Annotated in this window: 10 protein-coding genes; 4 read left to right on the top strand and 6 right to left on the bottom strand. The window is 60.9% G+C overall.

The features are described 5' to 3' along the window. The first annotated feature begins 104 nt into the window (after nt 1–104). Entirely contained in the window at nt 105–1,793 is a 1,689-nt protein-coding gene (locus BCF11_RS01400) for a peptide chain release factor 3 (RefSeq protein ID WP_098493163.1), read from the top strand. A 107-nt stretch (nt 1,794–1,900) separates the two neighbouring features. Here BCF11_RS01400 and BCF11_RS01405 read toward each other — a convergent pair whose 3' ends face one another. Beyond that, nucleotides 1,901–3,229: a dicarboxylate/amino acid:cation symporter gene (locus BCF11_RS01405; RefSeq protein WP_098493164.1), complete on the bottom strand. Its 1,329-nt coding sequence runs from the start codon at nt 3,227–3,229 to the stop codon at nt 1,901–1,903. Between the two features lie 565 nt (nt 3,230–3,794). Here BCF11_RS01405 and BCF11_RS01410 point away from each other — a divergent pair. The 3 genes from BCF11_RS01410 to BCF11_RS01420 all read left to right on the top strand — a co-directional run bounded on the left by BCF11_RS01410 (nt 3,795) and on the right by BCF11_RS01420 (nt 6,406). Further along, nucleotides 3,795–4,535 carry an acetoacetate decarboxylase gene (locus tag BCF11_RS01410; protein WP_098493165.1) on the top strand — a complete coding sequence of 247 codons (741 nt, stop codon included), beginning with the start codon at nt 3,795–3,797 and terminating at the stop codon, nt 4,533–4,535. Nucleotides 4,536–4,555: 20 nt separating this feature from the next. After that, nucleotides 4,556–5,338 carry a 3-hydroxybutyrate dehydrogenase gene (locus BCF11_RS01415; RefSeq protein ID WP_098493166.1) on the top strand — a complete coding sequence of 261 codons (783 nt, stop codon included), beginning with the start codon at nt 4,556–4,558 and terminating at the stop codon, nt 5,336–5,338. 186 nt (nt 5,339–5,524) lie between these two features. Continuing rightward, complete coding sequence (locus BCF11_RS01420; RefSeq protein ID WP_143751227.1) at nt 5,525–6,406, top strand: hypothetical protein; 882 nt, start codon at nt 5,525–5,527, stop codon at nt 6,404–6,406. 36 nt (nt 6,407–6,442) lie between these two features. Here BCF11_RS01420 and BCF11_RS01425 read toward each other — a convergent pair whose 3' ends face one another. The 5 genes from BCF11_RS01425 to hemC form a co-directional block, all read right to left on the bottom strand. Beyond that, the gene (locus tag BCF11_RS01425; protein ID WP_098493168.1) at nt 6,443–7,768 is read right to left on the bottom strand and encodes a hemolysin family protein; all 1,326 of its coding nucleotides are present in this window, start codon (nt 7,766–7,768) and stop codon (nt 6,443–6,445) included. A 212-nt stretch (nt 7,769–7,980) separates the two neighbouring features. Beyond that, a complete protein-coding gene (locus tag BCF11_RS01430; RefSeq protein WP_098493169.1) occupies nt 7,981–9,177 on the bottom strand; it encodes a heme biosynthesis protein HemY in 1,197 nt (398 codons plus the stop codon). A gap of 4 nt (nt 9,178–9,181) precedes the next feature. Continuing rightward, nucleotides 9,182–10,381 (bottom strand): uroporphyrinogen-III C-methyltransferase, encoded by a 1,200-nt coding sequence (locus tag BCF11_RS01435; RefSeq protein ID WP_098493170.1) that lies wholly within the window; start codon nt 10,379–10,381, stop codon nt 9,182–9,184. Then, nucleotides 10,378–11,157: a uroporphyrinogen-III synthase gene (locus BCF11_RS01440; RefSeq protein ID WP_098493171.1), complete on the bottom strand. Its 780-nt coding sequence runs from the start codon at nt 11,155–11,157 to the stop codon at nt 10,378–10,380. The genes BCF11_RS01435 and BCF11_RS01440 overlap by 4 nt, the downstream gene beginning before the upstream one ends. 49 nt (nt 11,158–11,206) lie before the next feature. Next, nucleotides 11,207–12,148 carry a hydroxymethylbilane synthase gene (gene hemC / locus BCF11_RS01445; RefSeq protein ID WP_098493172.1) on the bottom strand — a complete coding sequence of 314 codons (942 nt, stop codon included), beginning with the start codon at nt 12,146–12,148 and terminating at the stop codon, nt 11,207–11,209. Nucleotides 12,149–12,176 lie beyond the last annotated feature (28 nt).

Consider the following 12,176-nt stretch of genomic DNA (forward strand, 5'->3'; position numbering starts at 1 on the left):
ATTGGAAGCAAATGCTGCCCGCACAGCGGCAGTAGCCACGCTTGCCGTTTTCCCGTATCTCTATTTATCAAGGCAGGCGGCCGAGATCGCCTGAACCACGCATCATGCAAGAACCCGTTTCCGAGCAGCCGGACCTGACCGGCGCTGACGCTGGCGCGGCCGATAGCGCCGACCTCATCGCCCACAATGTCTCCGTCGAACAGATCGCCAGCGAAGTGGCGCGCCGCCGCACCTTTGGCATCATTTCCCACCCGGACGCCGGCAAAACCACGCTGACCGAGAAACTGCTGCTGTTTTCCGGTGCGATCCAGCTGGCCGGCACCGTCAAGGGCCGCAAGAGCGGCCGCCATGCGACTTCGGACTGGATGGACATCGAAAAGCAGCGCGGCATTTCGGTCGCCAGCTCGGTCATGCAGTTCGAGTACCGCGACCACGTGGTCAACCTGCTCGACACCCCGGGCCACCAGGACTTCTCGGAAGATACCTACCGCGTGCTGACCGCGGTCGACTCGGCGCTGATGGTGATCGACGCCGCCAAGGGCGTGGAAACCCAGACCATCAAGCTGCTCAACGTCTGCCGCATGCGCAACACGCCGATCATCACGCTGATGAACAAGATGGACCGCGAAACCCGCGATCCGCTGGAATTGCTGGACGAGCTGGAATCGGTGCTGAAGATCCAGTGCGCGCCGGTGACCTGGCCGATCGGCATGGGCAAGACTTTCCGCGGCGTGTATCACCTGCTGCGCGACGAGATCTTGCTGTTCGCGGCCGGCAGCGATAAGGCTGACCAGACTTTTGAAGTCATCAAGGGCATCGACAATCCGCGCCTGGATGAAATGTTCCCGCGCGAAATCGAACAGCTGCGCATGGAAGTCGAACTGGTGCACGGCGCCTCCCATCCTTTCGACCAGGAAGCTTTCCTGGCCGGCGTGCAGACCCCGGTCTTCTTCGGCTCCGCCATCAACAACTTCGGCATCCGCGAAATCCTCAATGCGCTGATCGACTGGGCGCAACCGCCAGGCTCGCGCGACGCCACCGTGCGCACGGTGGAGCCGAAGGAAGCCAATTTTTCCGGTTTCGTCTTCAAGATCCAGGCCAATATGGACCCGGCCCACCGCGACCGCATCGCTTTCCTGCGCGTCTGCTCTGGCCACTTCCAGCGCGGCATGAAGATCAAGCACCTACGCCTGAACCGCGAAATCAAGGTCTCCAGCGTGGTGACCTTCATGGCGTCCAGCCGCGAGCAGGTGGAAGAAGCCTACGCCGGCGACATCATCGGCTTGCCGAACCATGGCAACATGCAGATCGGCGACAGCTTCTCCGAAGGCGAACTGCTGCAGTTCACCGGCATCCCCTACTTCGCGCCGGACTTTTTCCGCTCGGTGCGGATCCGCAATCCGCTCAAGATCAAGCAGCTGCACAAAGGCTTGCAGCAGCTCGGCGAAGAAGGCGCGATCCAGGTGTTCAAGCCGGTCACCAGCAGCGACCTGGTGCTGGGCGGGGTCGGCGTGCTGCAGTTTGAAGTGGTCGCCAGCCGCCTGCTCAACGAGTATGGCGTCGACGCCGTGTTCGAAGGCACCAGCATCAGCAGCGCACGCTGGATCACCTGCGACGACAAGAAGATCCTGGCCGATTTCGAAAAATCCACGGCCGGCAACAATCTCGCTTACGATGCCGCCGGCAACCTGGCTTACCTGGCCACTTCCGGCGTCAACCTGCGCCTGACGCAGGAACGCTGGCCGCAGGTGGTGTTCCATGAAACGCGGGAGCATGCGGTCAAGCTGGGCTAAGCCGGCAAGCTGCAGATGTAAAAAAAGGAGATGCGATTGCATCTCCTTTTTTATTTCTGGAATCCGGCGTAGGCGTAGCGTGGGCGTCAATGCCCACGCTGCCTGGTTTACGAATGCTCGCGCTGGTCGGCCTGCGCCACCGCCGCATCATGCGCAACCAGTTCTTGCTCTGCATCCACTGCCTTGCCGTCCAGCTGGCGGTGCAGCTGCTGCTCATCCAGCTCGCCGGTCCATTTCGCCACCACCAGCGTCGCCACGCCATTGCCGATAGTGTTGGTCAGGGCCCGCGCTTCCGACATGAAGCGGTCGATGCCAAGGATCAGCGCCAGGCCCGCGACCGGCACGTGGCCGACTGCGGATAGGGTCGCTGCCAGCACGATGAAGCCGCTGCCGGTGACGCCTGCAGCGCCCTTAGAAGTCAGCAGCAAGACCGCCAACAGGGTCAACTGCTGCATCAGCGACATCGGCGTATCGGTCGCCTGGGCGATGAATATCGCGGCCATGGTCAGATAGATCGAGGTACCGTCCAGGTTGAAGGAATAGCCGGTAGGGATCACCAGGCCGACCACCGACTTCTTGGCGCCCAGGTTTTCCAGTTTCCCCATCAGGCGCGGCAGCACCGATTCCGACGACGAGGTGCCGAGCACGATCAGCAGTTCTTCCTTGATGTACTTGACGAACTTCCAGACGCTGAAGCCGTGCACCCTGGCGACCACGCCCAGCACGCCGAAGATGAACAGCAGGCAGGTCAGGTAGAACGCGCCCATCAGCTGACCCAGCGACAGCAGCGAACCGACACCGTATTTGCCGATGGTGAAAGCCATCGCGCCAAAGGCGCCGATCGGTGCGACCTTCATGATCAGGCCGACCATGCCGAACAGCACATGCGAGAATTTTTCGATGAAATCGAACACCAGCGTGCCGCGGCCGCCGAATTTATGCAGCGAGAAGCCAAACAGTATCGCAATCAGCAGCACTTGCAGGATCTCGTTCTTGGCAAAGGCGTCGACAAAGCTGCCTGGAATGATGTGGAAGAAGAAATCGACCGTCGATTCCATCTTGCCGGGACCGGTATAGGCAGCGAGGCTCTTGGTGTCCAGTGTGGTGAGATCGATGTGCATGCCGGTGCCTGGATGCCAGACGTTAACCACGACCATGCCCAGGATCAGCGCCACCGTGCTCATGATTTCAAAGTACAACAGGGCCAGGCCGCCGGTCTTGCCGACCTTCTTCATGTCTTCCATGCCGGCGATGCCGATCACCACGGTACAGAAAATCACCGGAGCGATGATCATCTTGATCAATTTGATGAAACCGTCGCCGAGCGGTTTCATGGCCGCCCCGGTTTCCGGATAGAGATGCCCCAGCACGACGCCGATCACGATGGCGGTCAATACCTGTACATAGAGTGATTTGTAGAACGCTGGTTTTGCCATTTTTTGTCCTCTCCGATTAGATTACGTTCTTTTTAGAATATCGCCGCTGCCGAGATGACGGCGCCGGCGTTGATCTTACTGCCTTGCTGCTTATCTTGTTGCGGGCACTGCTGTATTTTTGAGCCATCGATCCGCCAGCGCATCCTCCCCGACACCTGAAACCGAAAGATGGAAAAAAGAGCGCAACTTTATCTGATAACGCTACCACCGCTCAAGTTATTATTTAAGCGCATCGGCAGGAAATTGCATTTTGTGCAATCATCTTGCAGTGCACAACTTGAAACGGCGACAGTGAATATAATTGCATTCTGTGCTGTATTGCTCTTCAAGTAAATTCCCGCATGAGATATTTGCCAAACGGGACTTGAGATAGTCTTGTCACAATGTGTGTGTATCTTGGGCCGTGGAGGCGCATATGTTCAATTTCAATTTAAGCAAGCTGCAATCGTGCTGTGCAACCGTAAACCGGCGCGCCGCGGGAGATGGAAAGTAATGGCAACCTTTCGCTTGTTCAAGCTGTCTCAGACAAGCCGTACAGCAGGTCTTTTCATAACGAGGAAGATATATGACTGAAAACGATGTCCGCAAAAATGCCTTTGCGATGCCAATCCACAATCCGGCCTTTCCACCCGGTCCTTACCGCTTCGTCAATCGCGAATTCCTGATCATCACCTATCGCACCGATCCTGAAGCACTCAAGAAAATCATCCCGGCGCCGCTGCAGTTTGTCGAGCCCATCGTCAAGTTCGAATTCATCAAGATGCCGGACTCCACCGGCTTCGGCCACTACTGCGAATCGGGCCAGGTCATCCCGGTAACATTGGACGGCGTCGCCGGCGGCTATGTGCACAGCATGTACCTGAACGATCACCCGCCGATCGCCGGCGGCCGTGAACTGTGGGGCTTCCCCAAGAAACTCGGCAATCCGGAACTGAAGGTCCATACCGATACCCTGATGGGAACGCTGGACTACAGCGATTTCCGTATCGCCACCGGCACCATGGGCTTCAAGCACAAGACGCTCGACAACGACGTCATCAAGAAATCGCTGGAAACGCCAGCCTTCCTGCTGAAGATCATTCCGCATGTCGACGGCACTCCGCGCATCTGCGAACTGGTACAGTACAGCCTGACCGACATCACCGTCAAAGGCGCCTGGAGCGGGCCCGGCGCGCTCGACCTGCATGCGCATGCACTGGCCCCTATCGCCGACCTGCCGGTGCTGGAAGTCATCTCCGCGGTGCACATCCTGTCCGACCTGACGCTGCCGCTGGGCACCGTCGTTTATGATTATCTCGCCAAGTAACCACATCAAAAGGGAATACCATGTCACTCAAAGATAAAGTCGCACTGATCACCGGTTCCGCCAGCGGCATTGGCAAGGAAATCGCCATCGAATACGCCCGCGCCGGCGCCAAGGTCGTGATCGCCGACCTGGCGCTCGATGCCGCCACCGCAACCGCCAATGAAATCACGCAGTCGGGCGGCATCGCCATGGCGGTAGCCATGAACGTCACCGACGAAGCGCAGGTAGACAAAGGCATCGCCGACACCGTCGCCGCCTACGGCAGCATCGATGTCCTGATCAGCAATGCCGGGATCCAGATCATCGCCCCTATCGTCGACTCGACCCTGGACAACTGGAAAAAAATGCTGGCGATCCATCTGGACGGCGCCTACCTGACGACCCGCGCCGCGATGCGCGAGATGATCAAAAAGGGCAACGGCGGTTCGATCATTTACATGGGCTCGGTCCACTCGCACGAAGCTTCGCCGCTGAAAGCGCCGTACGTCACCGCCAAGCACGGCTTGATCGGCCTGGCGAAAGTGGTCGCCAAGGAAGGCGCCAAGAATCAGATCCGCGCCAACGTCATCTGTCCCGGCTTCGTCCGCACGCCGCTGGTGGAAAAACAGATTCCGGAACAAGCCAAGGAACTCGGCATCACCGAAGACCAGGTGGTCAAGACTGTCATGCTGAAAGACACCGTGGACGGTGAGTTCACCACCACCCACGACGTCGCCCAGACTGCGATTTTCCTCGGCGGCTTCGAATCGAATGCGCTGACCGGCCAGTCGATCGTGGTCAGCCACGGCTGGTTCATGCAGTAATTATTACTACCTTGCAATCATTGGCGTGAACAAAAAGGCAAGAAGCAGTTCTTGCCTTTTTTTATCAATGCGCGATGCTGCAAAACACTGATCCTGGAATTCATTTTGAGCGCATCTTATTATTTGCCCCGCACTGCCCGCCGTTTGCGGCTTACATGCTGCCTGTTACTGCTGACCGGCAGCCCGATGCTGCCGGCAAAAAGCCTCCCGGCGAAAGCGCCCGCTTCTGCGTCCGCTACTGCGTCCGTTTCAGCGCCGGCATTCGCCAGCAGGCAGGCAGCGCTGGCCGCATTGCCGCCGCTGATGCTGTGGGTCTGGGAACGGCCCGACGACATCCGCTCCTGGCTTGCCAACAGCGCCAGATCCTCAAAATCCTCCGAAGCAGGCGACGCCGCAGGCGCCGACCTGCAAGCGCAACGCATAGGCGTCGCCGTACTGGACACCACCGTGCTGCTGCGCGACGGCAGCGCCACCGTGCGGCGCCGCCAGCAACCCTTGCGCCTGCCGCCGGAATGGTATGCCGCCGGCAACCTGCAGCCGAAAGCACCGGTAGTCCCCATCGTCCACATCGACATGGCGCGCACGCCCCACAAGCCGGCTCTCAACGAGCGACAAAAACAGACCATCGTCAGGGCTATTGCAGCAGCCGCAAAGCGCAGCCCGAGCCAGGTAGTGCAGCTGGATTTTGACGTCGCACATAGCCAGAAACCGTTCCTGGCCGACGTCATCCAGCGCAGCCGGATTGCGCTGCCGGACAATGTCGCGCTGTCGATCACTGCGCAGGCATCCTGGTGCGTGGGTGACGCCTGGCTGGCCGACCTGCCGGTCGACGAGGTGGTGCCGATGGCGTTCCGCATGAGCGGCGACGTTAAGCGCACGCAAGAGATCCTGATCCACGACGGCCGCTTTCCGCGCCCGGAATGCCAGCCTAGCCTGGGGCTTTCGCTGGATGAACAGCCATGGCCTGACAAGCTGCGCAGCCAGCGCCTCTACCTGTTCAACCGCGCAGCCTGGTCGGCCACGCCGATGGCAAGCTGGTCGGTGCGGCTGGGGGCGTTTCTGCCGTAATTGATCAATAGCGCGGCTGTGGTGCCTACCTGCGCATTAGCCGAGGTCGAGCGCGCGCGGCGCCGGATACACCTTCACCAGCACGATACGCGGACCGTTCATTTTCTTGACCACAATGTCGAAGCCGTCGAATGCGATCTTCTGCCCTTCATGCGGCAGATCGCCGAGCTTGGCCATGATCAGGCCGCCGACCGAATCGACGTCTTCATCGCCGTCGATGACGACGTCGATGCCGAGGATGCGTTCGAGGCTGAAGATCGGCAGGCTGCCCTTGCCCAGCAAGGTGCCGTCGTCGAGGCGGCTCCATTCATTGTCGTTGCGGCGGAATTCGTCGCGGATCTCGCCCACCATCGCGCCCAGTATGTTGTCGAGCGTGATGAAACCTTCCGGCTTGCTGCCCTTTTTGCCGATGATGGCGAAATGCGGCGCGCCGGTACGGAAACGGCGGAACAGTTCGAGCGCCGGCATGCGCGGCGAGACGTACTCCACCGGCCGCAGGAAAGCGTTCAGGCCGTCGATCGGCTTGCCTTCCTGCTGCGCGATGAACAAGTCCTTGAGATGGATCACGCCCAGCACGTTGACGCCGTCCTGGTCGAAGAACGGGTAGCGGCTAAAGCGGTGGCGATAGATGGTCTGCAGGTTTTCCTGCAGGCTGGCGGCCTGGTGCAGCGCCGTGATCTCATTGATCGGGCGCATCAGGTCGGACACTTCCAGCTCGCTGAAGTCGAGCGACTGCGCCAGCACGTTCCATTCGTCGCGGTTGAATTTTTCGCCGATGTGGTGGCTGCCGCGCAGGATCAGCTTCAGTTCGTCGGCCGAATACTGCGCATCGTGGCCATGGGCGGCGGCCAGCCCGGCCACGCGCAGGATCCAGTTGGCGCTGGCGTTGAGCGCCCAGATTGCGGGATACATGGCCCAGTAAAAGCCGTACAACGGCAGGGCGCACCACAGGCCGATGACTTCCGGGTTGCGGATGGCGACGGTCTTCGGCGCCAGTTCGCCGATCACGATGTGGAGGAAGGAAATCAGGAAGAAGGCGAAGAAAAACGAGACGCCGTGTATCAGTTCCGGCGAGCTGACGCCGAGCAGGCCGAACAGCGGCTGCAGCAGGCTGGCGAAGGCCGGCTCGCCGATCCAGCCGAGGCCGAGCGATGCAAGGGTAATACCGAGTTGGCAGGCGGACAGGTAAGCGTCCAGCTGGCGGTGCACGATGGCCAGGATGCGGCCGCGCAAACCTTGGGTCTTGGCGATGGCGCGGATGCGCGTCTGGCGTAATTTGACTAAACCGAATTCGGCAGCAACGAAAAAACCGTTGAGGGCTACCAAAAATAATGCTGCGATAACCAGTAGCAGGTTGTTCAATGAATCTCTTTCACAGGTAATGACGGACCATTAGTATAGGCGAGCATGGCCATTTCGACAAAATCGGCGTTTTTACACATCACGAAGCCTGTTTGACAAAAGAGAAAAAGCCCGTCAATAAAAATGGGGCAGAGTCATTTACGCGCCATCAGCACATAAAACCCTGCCCCACCTCGGCGCCGCAAACAGTCGGCGCCTGATCATTTTTCCAGTTACAGTGCTGTCGCCAGCGCGCACTGCCGGTAGTGCTCGGCCGCCAGTTCCGGCTGCTCGATCGCTTCGTGCAACTGTCCCAGCCGCAGATGCGCCTCACGCACCGTGACCGGCGCTACCGCGTCCGACAAAGCCTGTTCCAGGTGACGCTGGGCCTTGCCCCACAATTTCTGCTTGAAACAGAAGCTGCCTAGGGTCAGCGCCAGCTCGGCGTCGTTCGGCGCCTTGGCGGCCCAGCGTTCGCAATGCTCGATCTGCGCCAGCAATTCCGGCGTACCTTCGGCAGCGACGGCGTCGCGGTAGGTCGCCAGCAGGCGCGGATCCCATTCCGTCGCCATGGATTTTTCGACAATGGCACGTGCTTCGGCGTGCAGGCCGCACTTGTTGAAGGCGCCGGCGCCGCGCATGGCGATGAACGGCTTGCTGCGGTCTTCGTTAGGCACGGTGGCCCACAGGCGCGTGATCGATTCGGCATCGTGCACATCGTCCGACAGCAAACCGTCATAAGCCAGTTCGCGCAGGCGCGTCGACAATGCCGGATGCAAGGCATCATGCTTGTTCAGCGTACGCACCAGGCGCAACACTTCCGGCCAGTTCTTGGCTTGCTGGTTAGCCTTCAGCGCCAGCCGCAAGGCGTGGATATGGCGCGTGCCGCGTGCATTCAGCTCGCTCACGGCTTGCAGCGCCGCCTGCGACTTGTGTTCGTCCACCAGCAGATCCAGGGTGGTGATCAGGCGCGCGGTTTTCAGCGGCTCGTCGTCCTCGATGCTGGCCAGCCAGATATCGCGCCGCTCGGGTTGCCCCATGCGATGCGCGGCGCGAGCGCCGATCAGCGCCGCCACGCCCAGGTTGTCCTGCAGTTCGGCGGCACGCGTGGCGGCCTTTTCAGCCTGGCCGAAGCGGCCCTCAAACAGGGATTTGAGAGAATCGCGCAAGGCGTTGTTGGCTGTGGTCTCGCGCTTGTGGCGGCGATAGCCGATCACGCGCGCAGGCAGCTTCTGGGTCACGCGGATGGTGCGGATCACCACATACAGGAGGATGAACAGAAGCAGCAGCAGGACGACAAAGAAATTCAATGACAGGTCGATCCGGTAAGGTGGGAAAAACAGCACCACGTTGCCGGGGTTGTAACGCGCCAACACAGCCAGGCCGATGGCGACCGCAAACAGAGCTACAAGCCGGAGAAAGAATCGCATATGACTATGGCTTGCCTTTGTAAGTACGGATCGCCGTGGGGCTGTCCAGCGCCGGCATGGTGATCGAAAGATTGCTGTTCTGGACCTGCTTCAGCATGGTCTGCACGGTCTGCGTCTGTTTGGCGCGAGTGTCGAAATACTTGGTGATGGTTTCCTGCGCCGCAATCAGGTCGCTGCGGAAAGCCGATTCATTGCGCGACAACAGACCCAGGCGCGCATTCAGCAAGCGCAGCTTCAGGTTCTCGCGGGCGTAGTAGGCCTGGGTCGGCGACAACAGCAAGGCATCCGGCGTCGCCACCGTGCGCACCCGTATCAGCTGGCTGATTTCGGTCCACATTTCAGAGCTCCAGCTTTGCCACAGGTCGTGCACGCGGTTTTTCCAGTCGGTCACGGCAGCGTCGGTGGCGGCCTGCGACTTGGCGATATTGGGGTTGGCGGCAGCCTTGGCCGGCTTGGCCTTGCTGCTGAGCGGCGCCTGGTTGCTCGGCTGGCTGACGCCGGCCACCGGCTTTTCATCCGACAGCAGCGGCATGCTGTCGATCTGGCCGATGACGCTGTCCAGGCGCACGGCGATGCCGGTCACGTCCAGCGTCGGCAGAGCCTTGAGTTTTTCGATATCGCTGGCGATGGCGCGCCGCACGATGATGAATTGCGGCTTGTCGGAGCGCGACAGGTTCTTGTCGGCGTTCTGCAAAGCGATCAGCGCGCCCTGGACATTGCCGGCCAGTTGCAGCTGCTGGCTGGCGGTCGACAGCACTTCTTCCACTTCCGACAAGGCTTGCTCATCGCCATTCTTCGACAGATCCTTGTACAGCTGCTCCAGCGCCAGTTGCTGGCTTTGCGACTCCAGCTGCTTGCTTTCCAAGACGCTGACCTTGCCTTGCAACTCCTTGGCGCCGTCCTGCACCGACTTCACCAGCACCTTGGTTTCGGTATTGGTGCTGTCGCCGGCTTGCAGGCGGCGCGCGATTTCCTGGCGCAGCTTGTTATTTTCGCTATGCATCACCCACCACTGGCCGGCCAGCAGCACGGCCAGCAGCAGCAAAGCCAGGTACACCAGGCCCAGCGGCCTGCCGCCGCCTTTGCCGCTGTTGATCGGGTAAGGCTGCAGCACCGGCTGCGCTCCCGAGGACGGCGATGTCGCCGCACTGGCGGCGGGACCAGCGGACTGGTTCAATTCTGGAGTGGGTATCGATTCGTTCATAGCGGGAATTGTAACGCGGCTAGCAGCCGTTCGTCGCCTGAGCCGGTGAGAGTAACGTCGCTAAATCCAAGCGCATGTGCAGTTTCGGCAATACGGGCATGTGGCACAAGGAGATGCTGCTGTTGGATTTTTGCAACACCGCTGCCGCTTTCGACCTGCCGCACCAGCTCCAGCAGATGCCGCAGCGCCTCCGAACTGGTGATTATCCAGTCATTCCGGCTGTCCAGCAATTGCTGCAGCCGGGTTGCCAGCGCCTGGTCCAGCTGCGGCGCCTGGCGTCGATAGGCGGCAATCGCCTGCACCTGGATGCCGGCCGCCAGCAAGGCATCGGCAAAAAATTCGCGGCCGCTTTCGCCGCGCACCAGCAGCACTTTGGCGCCGCGCAAGGCGTCCAGGTCGAGCGCCTGCAGCAAGCCTTCCGAATCCGTGCGGGCCGGATCGGGCGGACTGAAGATAGTGGCGTTTTGCGCAGTCAGGCCGTACTGCGCCAGCGCTGCCCGGCTGCCCTCGCCGACGATGCCGATCGCCACCTGCCGCGGCCAGCTGGACACATGGCGCATGGCGGCGTCGATCGCGTTCGGACTGACGAACACCGCCAAGGCGTAGTCGTCGAGCCGCGCCAGCACCGCCTGCAAAGGCGCGCTGTCGCGCAAAGGCAGGATTTCCAGCAAGGGGAAGACAATAGGCTGGCGGCCGCGCGCCGCAATCTGTTGCGCCAGCGCCGTAGCTTGCGCCGCCGGCCTGGTGATGATGATGGGAGATGGGCTAGGCGACATAGATACTAGATGGCTGGCCGCACTGCTTGCGGGAATGGCATGTGGCGCACTAGGCCTCCCGGCAAAGCGCGAGAATTGCCGCCGCACCCTGCGCCGCCAACTCCTCGGCAATTTTTCCGCCCAGCGCCTGCGCTGCATCGGCCGCGCCGCTGGCGTCGGCGGTCACCACATGTTTGCCGTCCGGGGTGCCGATCATGGCGCGCAAGCGCATCTGGCCGCCATCTATGGTGGCGAAGGCTGCCAGCGGAATCTGGCAGCTGCCGCCGAAAGCACGCGACAAGGTACGCTCCGCTGTCACCGCCTGCGCGGTCGGCAAATGGTTCAAGGGCGCCAGGATGTGCTGCAGATCGGCGCGGTCCTCACAAATTTCAATCGCCATCGCGCCCTGCCCCGGCGCCGGCAAGCTCTGTTCCGGCTCGATCAGCGCCTTGATCCGGTCCGCCAGACCCAGCCGTTTCAGGCCGGCGGCGGCCAGGATGATGGCGGCGTACTCGCCGCGATCGAGCTTGGCTAGCCGGGTGTCGAGGTTGCCGCGCAAGGGCTTGATCTGCAAATGCGGAAAGCGCGCGGCGATCAGCGACTGGCGGCGCAGGCTGCTGGTGCCGACCACGGCGCCGGCCGGCAACTGTTCCAGTCCGGCGTAGTCATTGGAAACGAAAGCATCGCGCGGATCTTCCCGCTCCAGCACGGCCGCCAGCGCAAAGCCGGGCGGCAGATCCATCGGCATGTCTTTCAGCGAATGCACCGCCAGGTCGGCGCGGCCTTCCGCCATCGCCACTTCCAGCTCCTTCACAAACAGGCCCTTGCCGCCCACCTTGGACAAGGTGCGGTCAAGAATTTGATCGCCGCGGGTGGTCATGCCGAGGATTTCTATATTACAGTCTGGATATAATGCAGATAAGCGCGCACGCACGTGTTCCGCTTGCCACATGGCGAGACGGCTTTCACGCGATGCAATGATCAACTTGGAGGGGGAGGATATTTTCGACACAGGTTCTTTCAGGTATTAGCCATGCATC

It is taken from the genome of Collimonas sp. PA-H2, from assembly GCF_002564105.1.
Lineage (GTDB): Bacteria > Pseudomonadota > Gammaproteobacteria > Burkholderiales > Burkholderiaceae_D > Collimonas.

Excerpts from the sequence above, each read along its gene's own strand:
- BCF11_RS01400 (WP_098493163.1), top strand. The coding sequence starts at position 105 with ATGCAAGAACCCGTTTCCGAGCAGCCGGACCTGACCGGCGCTGACGCT.
- BCF11_RS01405 (WP_098493164.1), bottom strand. The coding sequence starts at position 3,229 with ATGGCAAAACCAGCGTTCTACAAATCACTCTATGTACAGGTATTGACC.
- BCF11_RS01410 (WP_098493165.1), top strand. The coding sequence starts at position 3,795 with ATGACTGAAAACGATGTCCGCAAAAATGCCTTTGCGATGCCAATCCAC.
- BCF11_RS01415 (WP_098493166.1), top strand. The coding sequence starts at position 4,556 with ATGTCACTCAAAGATAAAGTCGCACTGATCACCGGTTCCGCCAGCGGC.
- BCF11_RS01420 (WP_143751227.1), top strand. The coding sequence starts at position 5,525 with ATGCTGCCGGCAAAAAGCCTCCCGGCGAAAGCGCCCGCTTCTGCGTCC.
- BCF11_RS01430 (WP_098493169.1), bottom strand. The coding sequence starts at position 9,177 with ATGCGATTCTTTCTCCGGCTTGTAGCTCTGTTTGCGGTCGCCATCGGC.
- BCF11_RS01435 (WP_098493170.1), bottom strand. The coding sequence starts at position 10,381 with ATGAACGAATCGATACCCACTCCAGAATTGAACCAGTCCGCTGGTCCC.
- BCF11_RS01440 (WP_098493171.1), bottom strand. The coding sequence starts at position 11,157 with ATGTCGCCTAGCCCATCTCCCATCATCATCACCAGGCCGGCGGCGCAA.